Raw genomic sequence first — 17,751 nt, 5'->3', positions numbered from 1 at the left:
ACATGGATATGGGTTTTGTCAAAACAGCGCCAATGCGCTATTTGCTGTTGATAACCGGTGCCTGGTTAGTGGTATTCCTGCTCACGCGCAGCGTGCTGCTCATCGCTCACCTGGATGAAGTCGGCGGCAATCTGCTGCCGGTGTTTGGCGTGGGCCTGCTCTACGACCTGGGGTTCCTGGCCTATGCGGCACTGCCGTTGGGGCTGTATCTGCTGCTGTGCCCACCGGCCCTGTGGCGCCGCCGCGGCCACCGCTGGTTCCTGCAGGCGGTGCTCACCGTCAGCCTGTTTGCCATGCTGTTCACGTCGGCGGCCGAGTGGCTGTTCTGGGATGAGTTCGGCGTGCGCTTCAACTTCATTGCCGTCGATTACCTGGTGTATTCCGATGAGGTGTTGAACAACCTGTTGGAGTCCTATCCGATCGGCAAACTGCTGAGCCTGCTGGCGATGCTTGCGACTGTCTTCAGCGTGGTGTTGCGCAAGCCGTTCAATGCCGCAATGAACGCGCCGCTGCCTGCGCTGCGTAGCCGTGTGGTGAATGCGTTGGCGCTGCTGATTGTCGCCGGCCTCAGCCTGCAACTGATCAGCCAGGACAGCCCACGCACCCAGGGCGGCAACGCGTACAAGAACGAACTGGCGAGCAATGGCCCGTACCAGTTTTTCGCCGCTTTCCGCAACAACGAGCTGGACTATTCACAGTTCTACCAGAGCCTGCCCAACGAGGTGGTCGCCAAACAGTTGCGCGCGGAACTGAGTGAGCCCAACGCGCGCTTCATCGACCAGGACCCGCTGGATATCCGGCGCGCGATCACCAACCCTGGAACACCGCGCAAACCCAACATCGTGTTGGTGACCATCGAAAGCTTCAGCGCCAAATACATGGGCAGCAATGGCGATGGGCGCAACCTCACGCCCAACCTCGATGCATTGCGTAAACAGAGCCTGTACTTCAGTAACTTCTATGCCACCGGCACCCGTACCGACCGTGGCCTGGAGGCGATCACCCTGGCGATTCCCCCCACGCCGGGCCGCTCGATCGTCAAGCGCATTGGCCGCGAAAGCGGCTTTGCCAGCCTCGGGCAACAACTCAGTGTGATTGGCTACGACAGTGTGTTTGTCTACGGCGGGCGGGGTTACTTCGACAACATGAACGCGTTTTTCAGCGGCAACGGTTATCGGGTGGTCGACCAGAGCAGCGTGCCAGAAGCGGAAATTTCGTTTAAAAATGCCTGGGGCATGGCCGACGAAGACCTTTATCGCCAAACCCTGAAACTGGCCGATGCCGATTACACCAAGCAGCAACCGTTTTTGCTGCAACTGATGACCACCTCAAACCATCGCCCCTACACCTACCCGGATGGGCGCATCGATATCAAATCCGGCAATGGTCGTGACGGCGCGGTGAAGTACACCGACCATGCCATTGGCGAATTCCTCGAGGCGGCCCGGCAGAAGCCCTGGTTCGATAACACGATCTTTGTGTTCGTCGCCGACCATACGGCCGGCAGCGCCGGCAAGGAAGACCTGCCGATCAGCAACTACCAGATTCCGCTGTTTATCTATGCACCGAAGCTGATCGACGCCCGCGAAACCGCACAACTGGCCAGCCAGATCGACTTGGCGCCGACGCTGCTGGGGCTGATCAACCTCAGCTACGAATCAACCTTCTTCGGCCGCAACCTGTTGCAGGACAATCCGCTGCCACCGCGCGTGGTGGTCGGCAACTACCAGCACCTGGGGCTGTTTGATGGCCAGGACCTGGCAATTCTCAGTCCCCGGCTGGGTTTGCGTCGTCACTATCAAGCCTTGGCGGCGAGCCAGGAAGTCCGGGTCGGCAGTGATGATCCATTGATCCAACGGGCGATCACCTACTATCAGGCCGCCAGTTATGGGTTCAAGCAGCAATTGCTGAGCTGGAAGCCGCCGAAGCCAGCGGCGCCACAGTTGAGCGCACGCTGACCCCGTAGAAGCGGGCTGGCCCGCGATAGCAGTGTGACTGGCACACCTCTTGTCGCGGCCAAGCCCTCTGTCACCAGCAAGCATGAATCCAGACACCCCAGCCCCCATAAAAAAGCCCCGCCTGCATCACTGCAGGCGGGGCTTTTTCAGTACGGGGGTAAGGCTGGCTTACATCATGCCGCCCATGCCACCCATGCCGCCCATGTCTGGCATACCGCCGCCAGCCGAACCTTCAGCCTTCGGCTTGTCAGCAATCGCAACTTCGGTGGTCAGCAGCAGACCAGCGATCGAAGCGGCTGCCTGCAACGCGGAACGGGTCACTTTGGTTGGGTCCAGGATGCCCATTTCAACCATGTCGCCGTATTCGCTGGTTGCAGCGTTGTAACCGTAGTTACCTTTGCCGTTCTTCACTTCGTTGACCACAACACTTGGCTCGTCGCCGCTGTTGGAAGCGATCTGACGCAGTGGGGATTCAACGGCGCGACGCAGAACAGCGATACCGACGTTCTGGTCAGCATTGTCGCCTTTGAGGTCAACCAGCGCTTCCAGAGCACGGATCAGCGCAACGCCACCGCCAGGTACCACGCCTTCTTCGACGGCTGCGCGGGTTGCGTGCAGGGCGTCTTCAACGCGGGCTTTCTTCTCTTTCATTTCAACTTCGGAACCAGCGCCAACCTTGATCACTGCAACGCCGCCGGACAGCTTGGCCAGACGCTCTTGCAGTTTTTCGCGGTCGTAGTCCGAGGAAGTTTCGGCAACCTGGGCGCGGATCTGGTTGATACGCGACTGGATGTCGCCGTCAACGCCAGCACCGTCAACGATGATGGTGTTTTCCTTGGAGATGGTCACGCGCTTGGCGCTACCCAGGTTTTCCAGGGTGGCGCTTTCCAGGCTCAGGCCGATCTCTTCGGAGATAACGGTACCGCCGGTCAATACGGCGATGTCCTGCAGCATGGCCTTGCGACGGTCGCCGAAGCCTGGAGCCTTGACGGCTGCGACTTTAACGATGCCACGCATGTTGTTCACAACCAGCGTTGCCAGGGCTTCGCCTTCAACGTCTTCGGAAACAATCAGCAGTGGGCGGCCGGCTTTGGCAACGGCTTCCAGTACTGGCAGCATTTCGCGGATGTTGGAGATCTTTTTGTCGACCAGCAGGATCAGCGGGCTTTCCAGCTCGGCAACCATGGTTTCTGGCTTGTTGACGAAGTACGGGGACAGGTAGCCACGGTCGAACTGCATGCCTTCTACAACCGACAGTTCGTTTTCCAGGCCAGTGCCTTCTTCAACGGTGATCACGCCTTCTTTACCGACTTTTTCCATGGCTTCGGCAATGATGTCGCCGATGGAGCTGTCGGAGTTGGCGGAGATGGTGCCTACCTGAGCGATAGCCTTGGTGTCAGCGCATGGCTTGGACAGGTTTTTCAGCTCGGCAACAACGGCGATGGTGGCCTTGTCGATACCGCGCTTGAGGTCCATCGGGTTCATGCCGGCAGCGACGGCTTTCAGGCCTTCGTTGACGATCGACTGAGCCAGGACGGTAGCGGTGGTGGTGCCGTCGCCTGCGTCATCGTTGGCACGGGAGGCAACGTCTTTGACCAGCTGCGCGCCCATGTTTTCGAAACGGTCTTCGAGTTCGATTTCTTTGGCGACGGAAACGCCGTCCTTGGTGATGGTCGGAGCGCCGAAGCTCTTCTCGATGATCACGTTACGGCCTTTCGGGCCCAGGGTCGCTTTTACTGCGTCAGCCAGGATGTTGACACCGGTGAGCATTTTCTTACGGGCGGAATCGCCGAATTTAACTTCTTTAGCAGCCATGATCGATATTCCTTAAATACTTTGTAGTAACGGGAAAATGAGCGGGAAAATCAGTCTTCCAGAACAGCGAGAATCTCGTTCTCAGCCATTACCAGCAGGTCTTCGCCGTCGACTTTCACAGTGTTGCTGCCGGAGTAAGGACCAAATACAACCTTGTCACCGACTTTAACGGCCAGCGCACGTACATCACCGTTTTCCAGAGTCTTGCCTGGGCCTGCAGCGACGATCACACCGTGGTTGGCTTTTTCAGCAGCCGAACCTGGCAGAACGATACCGCCAGCGGTTTTCTTTTCTTCTTCGCTGCGACGGATAACGACGCGGTCGTGCAGAGGACGAAGCTTGCTCATTGTCGATCTCTCCTAATTGTGTTTTTCATCGGCCGGTATCGGTACCGGCGGGTTGTATTCCGGCTGTGCCGGTCGCGCCTCGCCAAGCAAGACGCGGAAGTCTGTCTGGTGTCGCCACCAGAAACCTTGCGGTGACCGTTACATAAGGGCGCATAAGCTTATTACAAGGGGCCGGGCAGGAAATTTTTTTGCATCTGCCCGCCTATAAATGCAACACGGCACCCGAAGGTGCCGTGGCAATGAAGCGGTTATTTACTGTCGCGGTGCTCGAACTCGCCTTCGATCACATCACCTTCGCGTCCCAGGGGTTGGCGCGGAGCCGGGCCACCACGAGGTTGCAGGTCATCGGCGAATGCGCGCTGGCGAATCGCAGCTTCTTCGGCACGCTGGCGCATCTTGCCGGCCAGCAGCTTGCGGGTGACCGGCAGCAGCATGACCAGGCCGACCACGTCGCTGATAAAGCCCGGCAGGATCAACAGGCCGCCCGCCAAAGCCATCATCAGGCCTTCGAGCATGGTCTGGGCCGGCAACTCGCCGCGGTTCAGGCTTTCACGCGCACGCAGTGCCGTGGCCAGGCCGGCGACACGCAGCACCAGAACGCCGAGCATCGAGCCGAGAATGATCAGCAGCAGCGCCGGGAAAAAGCCGATTGCACTGCTGACTTGTACGAATACGAACAGCTCCAACACCGGGAACAGCAGAAAGAGCAACAAAAAAGGGCGCATCAAATGGTTCCTCAACGCAAGAATGCCTTGCCAGTCCACCTTAGATGACGTCGCCATTTCGTGAATTCAAGCGTCAGCGCTGGCTTTTTTCGGCCAGACCTCGGCATGGGCCAATGAAACCAGGGCTTCGCGTACTTGTGTCGGCGTGTTGCAAGACGTTGCGAAAGGCAACCAGTGCAGCGATTGGCCAATACGCAGGTGCATGCCTTCGCTGTCGATACCGGCCAATTGCGCAGGCTCGAAGGTGGGCAAGCCGGTCAGGGCGACGTAGTGGGCGATGGCCTTGGTGTGATCGCTGTTCATGTGCTCGATCATGCTGCGCTCGGCCTTGCCCGCGAACGGATTGGCCAGGGTCAGCTGGTCGACCCAATGAATCGCGCCAAAGCCACCTATATAACGGTGGCGCACCGGCTTGAGCACCCAGAAGTCGAAATCGTGGGCCTTGTGATAGTTGGCCGAATCGGGGAAGTAGCGGTAATAACGCTCGGCGGCCGCCTCGATGGCTGCGCCGTCTTCGAGTTTCTCGGCCTCAGCCAGGTAAGTCAGGCGCCCCACTGCCTGCACATCGTCCGCTTCGCGCTCGCCGACCAGCAGCGAGCACTTGGGGTCTTTTTGCAGGTTATGGGTGTGCTGGGCGATGCGGCTGATCAGGATCAGCGGGCGGCCCTGCTCGTCCAGGCAATAGGGCACGACCGAACCGAAGGGAAAACCGGGCATGGCCTTGGACAATGTGGAGAGAGCCCCACGGTATTCCTTGAGCAACAGCTCTCGGGCGTTCTTGGCAACGTGCGTGCTCAACGTATGACTCCTCGGGTATGCGGCCGCCCATAGCATATGGGAATGGATCTCAACACAAGGTAATCAATATCAGCAAAGGTTGCCAAGCGGGTTTTACGCGACCGGATTACCAGGCCACGCCGAAGCCTGCGGTGTAGCGGGTCTTGCTCAGGCTGCTTTCCGAGTCGCCGCTGATAATGTCGCGCTCGGCCTTGAGGTTGAGCGAGGCCCACTCGGTGACCTTGTAGCGCAGGCCTATTTCCGAATCCAGGGAATAGGCGGCCGGCCCGGACAGCGGCTTGCCCACCTCGCCGCTGGTGAAGAACTCGACCGTCTTGCCTACCAGGTAGCGGTTGTAGTTCCACTTCATGGCCAGGGAATAGAAGTTGTCCTTGCCGCCATCCGCGTATTCATAGTCGGTGCGGTTGACCAGCGAACCGAGGGAGAACGCGCCCAATTCGTCGTCCCAGAACTGATAGCCCGGGCCGGTACCGACAGTGCGTTGACGGGACAGGTCTTCAACCTTGTCGCGCTTGTAGGTCAGGCGGCCCTGCCAGAACCAGTGCTCGGTGATGAACCGGTCGAGGTCGTATTCCAGCGCCCAGTTGTCGGTGGTGGTCACGTCGTCCTGGAACTCGCGGTTGTATTCGCCCTGCCCGGTATGGCGCCATTGGCCATGCCGTGCGGTGGTCTTGAAGTCGACGTCGTAGTCGTTGGTATCCTTATCGGCACGCTTGTAGTCCAGCGCCAAGTCGACATTGCCCTTCCACACCAGGTCTTCGATCACAGGCTTGGGCTTGATGATCTGCTGGATGCTCGCCAACTCGACGGTCTTGGGCGCTTCGCCATTGGCCAGGACCACCTTGCCATCGTCCGCCGCTTTCAGCGACTTGGCCTTCTCGCCCGTGTAGGCATCCTGCTTGACCAGCAACTCCTGATCGCTCTCCAGGGTTTTCACCTGTTTCCAGTCGACCGGAATGGCGCCTGCGTAATCGGTCTGGATCAGCAATTTGCCACCGTCGAAGACCTTGATCTTGCCGGTCAGGCGGTCACCGTTCTTCAACCAGACGGTATCGGCCAACAAGGGCGAGGAGGCGCTGAAAACAGCGAGGCACAGCAGGGTTCTGGACAACATAAGCAAGTAAGAGGCTCAAGGTTGGCGAAAAGGGGCACTTATCGTGTTAGATAGCTAGGACTGACTCAAGGATTCAGGTTGAGTTCCATGCTCATCGCCATGTTCTCAGACGTTTCTTACAGATAGACCGCCATTCCCTACGGATAGACCCCAGTGAATCCAACCGCCGAAACGCCGCAAAGCCCCGCCGAAATGCGCCGCACCGCGCTGTACCTGACATTGGCGCAGGTCCCGCCAGGTTGCGTGGTGAGTTACGGCGAGTTGGCGCACTTGGCTGGCCTGGGGCGCGCGGCGCGCTGGGTGGGGCGCACCCTGAGCCAGCTTCCCGAGGACACCAAACTGCCCTGGCATCGTGTGCTGGGTGCCGGCGGTCGGATAAGTCTGCCCGTGGGCAGTGCCTCGGGCGACGAACAACGCGCGCGTTTGCGCGATGAAGGCATCACAGTCCGCAACAATCGCGTGGATATTCAGCGCCATGGCTGGCGCCCGGTAGAGCACAGCGGTTAGAGTGCGCGCTTTGTTTCCGTGAATCTGAGGCAGACTCCAGCCCATGCCCCGTAAAACCTGGCGCGCCGCGCTCGCCGCCTATGCCAGCCCCTCGACGTTAGTCCTGTTGTTGCTCGGCTTTGCCGCCGGCTTGCCTTACATGTTGGTGTTCTCGACGCTTTCGGTGTGGTTGCGTGAGGCCGGTGTGGCCCGCGAGACCATCGGCTATGCGAGCCTGATCGGCCTGGCATACGCCTTCAAATGGGTGTGGTCGCCGCTGCTCGACCAATGGCGCCTGCCGCTGCTCGGTAAACTCGGACGTCGTCGTTCCTGGCTGGTGCTGGCCCAGTCGCTGGTGATCCTCGGATTGATCGGCATGGGGTTCTGCGACCCTCAGAAACACCTGTCCTGGCTGATCGCCATTGCGGTAATCGTGGCCTTTGCCTCGGCGACGCAAGACATCGCAGTCGACGCCTACCGCCTGGAAATCGCCGACGACAGCCGCCAGGCCGCCCTCGCTGCCAGCTATATGTCCGGCTACCGGATCGCCGCCCTGCTGGCCACGGCCGGCGCGCTGTTTTTTGCCGAAGGCTTCGGTTCCACCGGTTTCAACTATAAGCACTCGGCATGGACCGGCACCTATGTGCTGTTCGGCGTGCTGATGATCCCGGCGCTGCTGACCACCCTGTTCATGCGCGAACCCAATGTGCCATTGCGCACCCAATTGCAGGCCGGGCGCTACAGCTTCGTGCATCAACTGGTGTCGGTGTTCGTACTGATCGTGCTGCTGGTGTCGGTGCCCGCGATGTTTACCCAGCTGTACAACACCGACTTTGCCAGCGTGCTGTTCCACGGCATGAGCCTGTGGGAGCTGCTGATGGAAGACCGCGCCTTCCTGCGCGCCATCCTCTATATCACCCTTACCGCCCTGTGCCTCTCGGCCATGGGTCGGCGTGGCCTGGCGCCGGTGCTGACGCCGGTCAACGACTTTATCCTGCGTTACCGCTGGCAGGCCTTGCTGCTGCTGGGGCTGATTGCCACCTACCGGATGTCAGACACGGTGATGGGCGTGATGGCCAACGTGTTCTACATCGACCAGGGCTTCACCAAGGACCAGATCGCCGGGGTCAGCAAGATCTTCGGCCTGATCATGACCCTGCTCGGCGCCGGCATGGGCGGCCTGCTGATTGTGCGCTTCGGCATCCTGCCGATCCTGTTCATCGGCGGCGTGGCGTCGGCCGGCACCAACCTGTTGTTCGTCGCACTCGCGGACATGGGCCCGGACCTGCAGATGTTGATTTTTACCATCTCCCTGGACAACTTCAGTTCAGGGCTGGCGACGTCGGCCTTCGTGGCGTACCTGTCGAGCCTGACCAACCTGAAGTTCTCCGCCACGCAGTACGCGCTGCTCAGCTCGATCATGCTGTTGCTGCCGCGCCTGATCGGTGGGTACTCGGGGGTGATGGTGGAGAAGTTCGGGTATCACAATTTCTTCTTGATCACCTGCCTGCTGGGTGTGCCGACGCTGTTCCTGATTGCGCTGCACTGGTTTCAGGAGAATCGGCGGATTCGGTTGAATCCTCCGGCCGAGGACTGACACGACCGGTCACTGCAGGGGCTGGCTTGCCTGCGATGCGCACACCTTGGTCTACAGTGACAACGAGGTGATGCCAGCGCAGGCAAGCCAGCGCCTGCACAAAGGCTTTAACAGAAGCCTCACGACGACCTGATGCCTGTACTCCAGCAGCAAGCGCCCGTACAATCCCAAGTCATTTCAAGTCCAAGCAACCGACAACGGCCTACCATGCGTACCAGTCAATATTTGCTCGCCACACAGAAAGAAACGCCTTCCGACGCGGTCGTGATCAGCCATCAGCTGATGCTGCGCGCCGGCATGATCCGCAAACTGGCCTCTGGCCTGTACACCTGGCTGCCCATGGGCTTGAAGGTGATGCGCAAGGTCGAAGCCATCGTTCGTGAAGAAATGAACGCCGCCGGCTCTCTGGAAGTGTTGATGCCGAGCACCCAACCGGCTGAGTTGTGGCAGGAATCCGGGCGCTGGGAAGAGTACGGTCCTGAGTTGCTGCGCTTCAAGGACCGTCATGGCCGCGACTTCTGCGCCGGCCCGACCCACGAAGAAGTGATCACCGACCTGATGCGCAACGAGCTGAGCAGCTACAAGCAGCTGCCGCTGAACCTGTATCAGATCCAGACCAAATTCCGTGACGAAATCCGCCCACGCTTCGGTTTGATGCGCGGCCGCGAATTCATCATGAAGGACGCCTATTCGTTCCACGCAGACCAGGCGTCCCTGCAGGTCACCTACGACCGCATGCACCAGGCCTACTGCAACGTGTTCACGCGCCTGGGCCTGAAGTTCCGCCCGGTTGAAGCGGACAACGGCTCCATCGGCGGCGCCGGCTCCCACGAATTCCACGTGCTGGCCGAGTCGGGCGAAGACGATATCGTCTTCAGCAATGGCTCCGACTACGCGGCGAACATCGAGAAAGCCGAAGCCGTGCCACGCGAAACTTCGCGCCCTGCACCGACGCAAGAGCTGCGCCTGGTCGACACCCCGGACACCAAGACCATCGCGGCGCTGGTGGAAAAATTCAATCTGCCGATTGAAAAGACCATCAAGACCCTGATCGTGCGTGCCGAGGAAGAAGGCAAGCTGATCGCCCTGGTGATCCGTGGCGACCACGAACTCAACGAAATCAAGGCAGCCCAGCAACCTGGCGTAGCCAGCCCGCTGGTCATGGCCACCGATGCCGAACTGCGCGACGCGATTGGCGCCGGCGCCGGCTCCCTGGGCCCGCTGAACCTGCCGTTGCCGATCATCATCGACCGCTCGGTCGAGCTGATGAGCGACTTCGGTATCGGCGCGAACATCGACGACAAGCACTACTTCGGCGTGAACTGGGAGCGTGACCTGCCGGTTCCGACCGTGGCCGACCTGCGTAACGTGGTCGCCGGTGACCCAAGCCCGGACGGCAAGGGCACCCTGGAAATCAAGCGCGGCATCGAAGTCGGGCACATCTTCCAGCTGGGCAACAAGTACAGCAAGGCGATGAAGTGCGAAGTGCTGGGCGAGAACGGCAAGCCGATCACCCTGGACATGGGCTGCTACGGCATTGGCGTATCGCGCGTGGTTGCCGCTGCCATCGAGCAGAACAACGACGAGAAAGGCATCATCTGGAGCGACGCCCTGGCGCCTTTCCAGATCGCCCTGGTACCGCTGCGCTACGAAACCGAGCAAGTACGCGAGGCTACCGACAAACTGTATGCCGAACTGACCGCCGCCGGTTTTGAAGTGCTGCTGGATGACCGCGACAAGAAAACCAGCCCGGGCATCAAGTTTGCCGACATGGAACTGATTGGCATCCCACACCGGATCGTGGTCAGTGACCGCGGCCTGGCCGATGGCAATCTGGAATACAAAAGCCGGACCGAAGCCGAAGCCCAACCGTTGCCGGTGGCTGACGTGCTGTCTTTCCTCCAGGCGCGTATTCGTCGCTGAAAACCAGATCAAGAGAAGTCATGTTCAAGCGAAACACCAGAGCCCTGGGGGGCGCCGCCTTGTGCGGCGCCCTGCTGGTCAGCGGCTGCGCCAACCAGATGTCGCAACGCAGTGAGCACGAGGAGCGGGTCGAGCGTAAATTGCTCGACCATAGCCTGCAGATCGATGTCGGCGAACCCAAAGTGCTGGAGCTGCCGCAACGCCGGGTCCGCATTCACGAGCAGAAGACCTTCGAGGTCACCGAGTTCGAAGTCACCCGTCGTTACGACCGCTACACCCCCTACCAGCCCTGGCGCAAACTCTACGAGATGCCCCTGGGCGCGGTTGCCCTGGTCGCCGGCGCGGGCGCCAACGTGGTGAATATCTTCGCCCTCGGCAACCTGCCGACCAGCATGACCCACGACTGGCTGACCTACGGCGTGGACGGCCTCAACCCGTTCATGAACGTGCAATCCCATGGCCGTGCGCAACAGAACCTTGCAGGCATCGATGAAGTCCAGCGCGACAAGCGCGTGGAGTATTCGAGCCTGCCCTGGAGCGAACGCCCGGTACAAGTGACTGCCGGCAAGCAGATCCATGAGCTGACCACCGACCGTAACGGCGTGCTGCGCCTGAACCTGTTGGACAGCCCGTTTGCCGAGCAGGACCTGAACCGTGTCACGACCTTGAAGATCAGCGTGGAAGATGGCCAGGACGACGTGCATTCCGACTCGACCCTGGCGATCAGCAACACCCTGCGCGGCAAGTTGCTCGAAGCCCATGGCCTGATCTACGACGACCTGGAAGATGACGAAGTGAGCCAGTGGGTGCACCGCGTCAAACGCCTGTCGGAGCTGGGCCTGGAAGAAGAAGCCAGCGAACTGGAACAAAGCCTGATCGAACTGACACGCAATGATCCGGAGTTGCAGCAGGAGTTTCTGCAGGCGCTGACCAAGGATGCGGGGCGACTCGTCGCAGATCCGGGCGCACGCTGAACACCGCCCTGTAGGAGAACGGCTTGCCGGTCTCCTGCAGGATTAACGGGTAAACAGTTCGAGCTGTTCGTTGCCGCCGCTCAGGTCCAGCAACCGCACGCCAATCCCCAGCAACCGCACCGGCTTTGCACCGCGATTGAACGCCTGGGTCAACAGCTGTTGATAACTTTCCAGGTCCCGCCCTGCCCCGGCCTGCTCCAGGGTCGTCTGGGTAAAGTCATGAAACTTCACCTTCACAAATGGCTTGCCCGCCCGGTAGCTGCTGTCGATGCGCGCCATACGCCCGGTCAGGGTTTCCATCAGTTCGGGCAGTTTCGCCAGGCAGCTTGAAAGGTCCGGTAGATCCACATCGTAGGTGTTTTCGACACTGATCGATTGCCGTCGGCTGTCATTCTGCACCGCGCGATCATCAATCCCACGGGCCAGGCTCCACAGTCGCTCGCCAAAACTGCCGAATTCGCGCACCAACGCCAGCTTGTTCCAGTCACGCAACTGCAGGCAGTCTTCGATACCCAGGCGCGCCAGCTTGTCGGCGGTGACCTTGCCCACGCCATGCAGCTTGCTCACCGGCAATTGCGAGACAAAATCTTCGACCTGGTCCGGGGTAATCACAAACAGGCCGTTGGGCTTTTTCCAATCGCTGGCAATCTTCGCCAGGAACTTGTTCGGTGCCACGCCGGCAGACACGGTGATGTGCAATTGGTTGGACACCCGCCGACGAATATCCTGGGCGATACGCGTGGCGCTGCCGCCGAAGTGAGGGCATTCGGAAACATCCAGGTAGGCCTCGTCCAGCGACAACGGCTCGATCAGGTCGGTGTAGTCACGAAAGATCGTCTGGATTTCCTTCGAGGCTTCTTTATAGGCCTCCATGCGCGGCTTGACGATGGTCAGGTCCGGGCACAGCTTCAAGGCATGGCGGGACGACATGGCCGAGCGCACGCCGTAGGCCCGCGCCTCGTAGTTGCAGGTAGCGATCACCCCACGCCGGTCTGCCGAGCCGCCGACGGCCAGGGGCTTTTGCGCCAGGCTCGGGTCATCGCGCATCTCGATGGCGGCGTAGAAGCAATCACAGTCGACGTGGATGATTTTGCGTTGCGTCATATAAACAGAGGGTTGATTCAACGGATGGCCAGTATCGCACTCACCCCTGTATATAGCACCAGTAGTTTGAATCTTCCGCTTAAGCGGTAGGAAATTTCCCAGATGAATTTATTTTCTCAATCGAATTTCGCCTGCCGATAGAGCTGAAACCCTCGGCCAGACTGGCCCGGAGCGACCCTGCCGGCCTGAATGGAGAGCTAACCGATTGAACCACAAGCGCTTTTCTTCGATTCACAGGTTGACACACTGGCGTTCCTCTGTAGAATGCCGACACACAGACGCGGGATGGAGCAGTCTGGTAGCTCGTCGGGCTCATAACCCGAAGGTCGTCGGTTCAAATCCGGCTCCCGCAACCAAACATCAAGAAAGGCTACTCGAAAGAGTGGCCTTTTTTGTGCGCGTCAGTTTTTCATGCCTGCGATCAAATGCGCTTCACCACGAACGGCTTGGCAGTCCGACGCAGGTCAAGCCTGCTCGCCATAAAATTCGTTTTCTATCGCGAACTTAGGTGGCTTGAGCGGCTGATTCACACTTATTTGACCCGTCGGCCCATTAACGGTTGACACCTCGCCGTTGGGCTGTAGAATGCCGCCCACAGACGCGGGATGGAGCAGTCTGGTAGCTCGTCGGGCTCATAACCCGAAGGTCGTCGGTTCAAATCCGGCTCCCGCAACCAAACATCAAAAAAGGCTACTCGAAAGAGTGGCCTTTTTTGTATCCGGTGAAAAAGTTCTTCTGAAACAATGGCATGGCATCTTTCATGAAACCGTACACGGTTTGTAGAGTCCATCTCATTGCAAGCTATGCTAAGACGCAAGTACTACCCTCTACGACCAATGGCCGCAGTCGCCCCACCCGGTGATACGCGTTAATATTTGTAATTATTTTGTCCATAGGGATTGGTAACTTGGCTGGATACCTCCATCCTGTCGCGCACAATCCACGAGGTGATTGATGCGCGCCAACTCGTCTGAACCACAAGACACCGTCACAGCAGAACAACCGATCGCTCCCACCCGTTTGCGCTGGCTGGATCTGTTGAGCAAATACCGGCAACCCATCGGGTTGGCTGTCACCCTGTTGCTGTTCGCAATTGCCTTGATCGCCTGCCGACACTTGCTGCTGGAGCTGGACCTCTACGCCCTCCACGATTCGATCCTGGAAGTGCCCAGGCCCGCATTGCTCGGCGCATTTGCAGCGGCCGTCGTGGGTTTCATCATTCTGTTGGGCTATGAGTTTTCCGGCGCGCGCTACGCCGGGGTGAAACTGCCCGCCAAGACCCTGGCCCTGGGCGGCTTCACTGCGTTTGCCATCGGCAACGCCATCGGCCTGTCGATGCTCTCGGGCGGTTCGGTGCGCTACCGTTTATATGCACGTCATGGCATCGGCGCGTCGGAAGTCGCCCACATGACCGTGTTCGCCAGCCTGGCGCTGGGCTGCGCCTTGCCACCGTTGGCGGCATTGGCCACCTTGAGTAACCTGCCGGCCGCGTCGACCTATCTGCACCTGCCGCAAACCCTGCTCGGCGGCATTGCCGGCGCCGTGCTGCTGCTGTCGGCCGTGCTGTGCATCGGCATTTATCGCCGCCGCCTGCCGGAACAGCCGTACCCGGACAACCTGCTGGTGAAAGCCGGCCGTCGCACCCTGCGCCTGCCTGGCCGGCGCCTGACCTTCCTGCAACTGATCATTACCGCACTGGATGTGGCCGCTGCTGCCACCGTCCTTTATATGCTGTTGCCGGAAGCACCGCCCTTCGGGCCCTTCCTGCTGGTGTACCTGCTGGCCCTGGCTGCCGGCGTGCTCAGCCATGTACCGGGTGGCGTGGGGGTGTTCGAAGCGATCCTGCTCGCGGCCTTTGCCGACAAGCTGGGCGCCGCGCCATTGGCTGCCGCACTGCTGCTGTATCGCATGATCTATGTGGTGCTGCCGTTGCTGATCGCCTGCGTGTTCCTGCTGGTCAATGAAGCGCAGCGCCTGTTCCAGACGCAACAAAGCCTGCGGGTGGCCTCGGGCCTGGCGGCACCGGTACTGGCCGTACTGGTTTTTTTGTCCGGCGTGGTCCTGCTGTTTTCCGGCGCCACGCCGGAAATCGACTCACGCCTGGAAAACATCGGCTTCCTGATTCCTCATCGCCTGATTGATGCCTCACACTTTGGTGCCAGCCTGATCGGCGTGCTGTGCCTGCTGCTCGCCCAAGGCTTGCGTCGTCGCTTGTCAGCCGCCTGGATGCTGACCATGGTGCTGCTGCTGACGGGCGCCCTGCTCTCGCTGCTCAAAGGCTTCGACTGGGAAGAAGCCAGCTTGATGATCATGACGGCGGTGCTGCTGGCGATCTTCCGGCGCTCGTTCTACCGCGCCAGCCGCCTGACCGAACTGCCGTTCTCGCCGCTGTACCTGGTGGCCAGCGTCTGCGTGCTGGGGGCCTCGATCTGGCTGCTGCTGTTTGCCTATCAGGATGTGCCTTACAGCCACCAACTGTGGTGGCAGTTCACTCTGGATGCCAACGCCCCGCGCGGCCTGCGTTCGCTGCTCGGCGCCGCTGTCCTGCTGGTGATCGTATCGTTGACCTGGCTGCTGCGCACCGCGCGCCCGGTGATCCACCTGCCGACCCCTGACGAGCTGGAGCGTGCCACCAAGATCCTGATGGCCTCCTCGCAGCCCGACGGCGGCCTGGCGCTGACCGGTGACAAGGCGCTGCTGTTTCACCCCAACGACGAGGCTTTCCTGATGTATGCCCGTCGCGGGCGCAGCCTGGTGGCCCTGTACGACCCGATCGGCCCGACCCAGCCGCGCGCCGAAATGATCTGGCAGTTCCGCGACCTGTGCGACATCCACCACGCGCGCCCGGTGTTCTACCAGGTCCGCGCCGAGAACCTGCCGTACTACATGGACATCGGCCTGACCGCGATCAAGCTGGGTGAAGAGGCGCGTGTCGACCTCAAGCGCTTTGACCTGGAAGCCAAGGGCAAAGAGATGAAGGACCTGCGCTACACCTGGAACCGTGGCAGCCGTGACGGCCTGTCCCTGGAGATCCATGAACCCGGCACGGCCCCCATGGATGAACTCAAGGTCATCTCCGATGCCTGGCTGACCGGCAAGAACGTGCGGGAAAAAGGCTTTTCCCTGGGACGCTTCAGCGACGACTATCTCAAGCACTTTCGCATCGCGATCATTCGCTTCGAAGGGCGCCCGGTAGCCTTCGCCAACCTGCTCGAGACCTACAACCACGACCTGGCCAGTCTCGACCTGATGCGCGCCCACCCGGACGCGCCCAAGCTGACCATGGAGTTCATGATGGTCGGCCTGATTCAACATTATAAGAGTCACGGCTACGCCCGCTTCAGCCTCGGCATGGTGCCGTTGTCGGGCCTGCAACCGCGCCGGGGCGCCCCGCTGACCCAACGATTGGGCTCGATGGTGTTCCGCCGCGGCGAGCAACTGTATAACTTCCAAGGCTTGCGCCGCTTCAAAGACAAGTTCCAGCCTGACTGGGAACCCCGTTATATGGCCGTGCCCGCAGGACTCGATCCGCTGGTGGCACTGGCCGATACCGCCGCCCTGATCGCGGGCGGCTTGACTGGATTGGTGAAACGCTGATGATTCGACGCTCCTGGCGGTATGTATTGGCCTTTGTTGTGCTGCTCGCCCTGATCCTGGGTGGTGGCTATTGGTACTGGAACCGCCCTGCCCCACAGCCGACCCTGGAGCAACTGCCCCAGGCCGACGGTTCGGTCATGACCCGCGTAACCCCCGCCGGCACGGCAAAGGCCCGTGTGGCCGTGGCGGTGCTGGCCGATTCAACCCTGACCGACAGCCAACTGATCGCCCTGAGCCAGGGCGGCAAGGCGCAGATCGTCCAGGTAATCCTGCCCAAGGATGACTGCACGCTGCAGGAACAAGCGCTGCAAGGCGCCCTGGCGCAGCTCAAGGGTCCGGCGACCCTGGTCAGCGGGATCGGCCCGGGTGCCAGCCTGGCCTGGCGCTGGCTGGCGGCACAGAACGACGACAAGGCCAACGCCATCTCCGTCGGCTTCGCCATGACCCAGGAAGGCTGCAAGGACCCCCTGCCGAAAACGTCCGCACACGGCAGTTGGCTGGTGGCCTGGAACGACAACCCTGACGACGATGCGGCCAGTTTCGTACGCGACACACCGCGCGCCACTACCAGCATCAGCGACTACGACATCCATTACCCGCAAGTGCTGAACAACGAGTTGCGCAAGCAGTTGGTAGGTTCGGACAACGGCGGCCTGGCGATTCCCGTGGTGGAAGTACCAGCGGGCCAGGCCAAGGACACAGTGACGCTGTTCCTCTCCGGTGACGGCGGCTGGCGTGACCTGGACCGCGATGTGGCCGGCGAAATGGCCAAGATCGGCTACCCGGTGGTGGGCATCGACACCCTGCGCTACTACTGGCAGCACAAGACCCCGGAACAAAGCGCCAAGGACCTCACCGAGCTGATGCAGCACTACCGTCAGAAGTGGGGCACCAAGCGCTTCGTGCTGACCGGTTACTCGTTCGGCGCCGACGTGCTGCCGGCAATCTACAACCGCCTGCCGGAAAACGAGCAGCAGCGTGTGGACGCAATCATCCTGCTGGCGTTCGCCCGTACGGGCAGCTTTGAAATCGAAGTGGAAGGCTGGCTGGGCAATGCCGGCAAAGAAGCCGCGACCGGCCCGGAAATGGCCAAGCTGCCGGCGGATAAAGTGGTGTGCATCTACGGCGCCGAAGAAGTCGACGAGAGCGGCTGCACCGACAAGACTGCGGTGGGCGAGGCGGTGAAACTGCCCGGTGGGCATCACTTCGATGAGAACTACCCGGCGCTGGCTCAGCGCTTGGTGGACATCATTGTGAAGCACCAGGCCAAGGACAAAACCGAGTAGCTTCAGGCTGTACTCAGGCCCCAATGT

The 17,751-nt window shown here is 60.5% G+C and carries 13 protein-coding genes and 2 tRNA genes; 9 read left to right on the top strand and 6 right to left on the bottom strand.

What is annotated here, in order from left to right:
- The first annotated feature begins 8 nt into the window (after window positions 1–8).
- Window positions 9–1,958 carry an LTA synthase family protein gene (locus AC07OJ_RS26015; protein WP_495095463.1) on the top strand — a complete coding sequence of 650 codons (1,950 nt, stop codon included), beginning with the start codon at window positions 9–11 and terminating at the stop codon, window positions 1,956–1,958.
- A 168-nt stretch (window positions 1,959–2,126) separates the two neighbouring features.
- Here the strand turns inward: AC07OJ_RS26015 and groL are convergent, their stop codons facing one another.
- The 5 genes from groL to AC07OJ_RS25990 form a co-directional block, all read right to left on the bottom strand.
- Complete coding sequence (gene groL / locus AC07OJ_RS26010; protein WP_034109202.1) at window positions 2,127–3,773, bottom strand: chaperonin GroEL; 1,647 nt, start codon at window positions 3,771–3,773, stop codon at window positions 2,127–2,129.
- A gap of 50 nt (window positions 3,774–3,823) precedes the next feature.
- Window positions 3,824–4,120, bottom strand: coding sequence for a co-chaperone GroES (locus AC07OJ_RS26005; protein WP_003175874.1), 297 nt, complete (start codon window positions 4,118–4,120; stop codon window positions 3,824–3,826).
- Between the two features lie 248 nt (window positions 4,121–4,368).
- Window positions 4,369–4,845: an FxsA family protein gene (locus AC07OJ_RS26000; protein ID WP_016971150.1), complete on the bottom strand. Its 477-nt coding sequence runs from the start codon at window positions 4,843–4,845 to the stop codon at window positions 4,369–4,371.
- 66 nt (window positions 4,846–4,911) lie between these two features.
- Window positions 4,912–5,643, bottom strand: coding sequence for a HugZ family pyridoxamine 5'-phosphate oxidase (locus AC07OJ_RS25995; RefSeq protein WP_065908730.1), 732 nt, complete (start codon window positions 5,641–5,643; stop codon window positions 4,912–4,914).
- 106 nt (window positions 5,644–5,749) lie between these two features.
- Window positions 5,750–6,757: a DUF481 domain-containing protein gene (locus AC07OJ_RS25990; protein ID WP_065908728.1), complete on the bottom strand. Its 1,008-nt coding sequence runs from the start codon at window positions 6,755–6,757 to the stop codon at window positions 5,750–5,752.
- Window positions 6,758–6,949: 192 nt separating this feature from the next.
- Here AC07OJ_RS25990 and AC07OJ_RS25985 point away from each other — a divergent pair, with 192 nt between their 5' ends.
- From AC07OJ_RS25985 to AC07OJ_RS25970, 4 genes are all read left to right on the top strand, one after another.
- Window positions 6,950–7,264 (top strand): MGMT family protein, encoded by a 315-nt coding sequence (locus AC07OJ_RS25985; RefSeq protein ID WP_207200899.1) that lies wholly within the window; start codon window positions 6,950–6,952, stop codon window positions 7,262–7,264.
- Window positions 7,265–7,307: 43 nt separating this feature from the next.
- The gene (locus AC07OJ_RS25980; RefSeq protein ID WP_065908726.1) at window positions 7,308–8,840 is read left to right on the top strand and encodes an AmpG family muropeptide MFS transporter; all 1,533 of its coding nucleotides are present in this window, start codon (window positions 7,308–7,310) and stop codon (window positions 8,838–8,840) included.
- A 207-nt stretch (window positions 8,841–9,047) separates the two neighbouring features.
- On the top strand, window positions 9,048–10,763 hold the full coding sequence (locus AC07OJ_RS25975) for a proline--tRNA ligase (RefSeq protein ID WP_213553343.1): 1,716 nt from the start codon (window positions 9,048–9,050) through the stop codon (window positions 10,761–10,763).
- Window positions 10,764–10,783: 20 nt separating this feature from the next.
- On the top strand, window positions 10,784–11,737 hold the full coding sequence (locus AC07OJ_RS25970) for a hypothetical protein (protein ID WP_065908724.1): 954 nt from the start codon (window positions 10,784–10,786) through the stop codon (window positions 11,735–11,737).
- Window positions 11,738–11,779: 42 nt separating this feature from the next.
- Here AC07OJ_RS25970 and dinB read toward each other — a convergent pair whose 3' ends face one another.
- Window positions 11,780–12,841, bottom strand: a complete 1,062-nt coding sequence (gene dinB / locus AC07OJ_RS25965) for a DNA polymerase IV (protein ID WP_065908723.1) — start codon at window positions 12,839–12,841, stop codon at window positions 11,780–11,782.
- Window positions 12,842–13,120: 279 nt separating this feature from the next.
- Between dinB and AC07OJ_RS25960 the strand changes: the two genes are divergently transcribed.
- From AC07OJ_RS25960 to AC07OJ_RS25945, 4 genes are all read left to right on the top strand, one after another.
- Window positions 13,121–13,197, top strand: a tRNA-Met gene (locus AC07OJ_RS25960).
- Between the two features lie 243 nt (window positions 13,198–13,440).
- Window positions 13,441–13,517, top strand: a tRNA-Met gene (locus AC07OJ_RS25955).
- A 278-nt stretch (window positions 13,518–13,795) separates the two neighbouring features.
- On the top strand, window positions 13,796–16,438 hold the full coding sequence (mprF, locus tag AC07OJ_RS25950) for a bifunctional lysylphosphatidylglycerol flippase/synthetase MprF (RefSeq protein ID WP_065908721.1): 2,643 nt from the start codon (window positions 13,796–13,798) through the stop codon (window positions 16,436–16,438).
- Window positions 16,438–17,724 (top strand): virulence factor family protein, encoded by a 1,287-nt coding sequence (locus tag AC07OJ_RS25945; RefSeq protein WP_065908719.1) that lies wholly within the window; start codon window positions 16,438–16,440, stop codon window positions 17,722–17,724. Before mprF ends, AC07OJ_RS25945 begins: the two co-directional genes overlap by 1 nt.
- The last annotated feature ends 27 nt before the right edge of the window (window positions 17,725–17,751 follow it).

This window comes from Pseudomonas sp. GW821-FHT09C08 (assembly GCF_059418125.1).
Note: the sequence above shows the minus strand (reverse complement) of the source record. Positions and strands in the feature narration are given on the sequence as shown.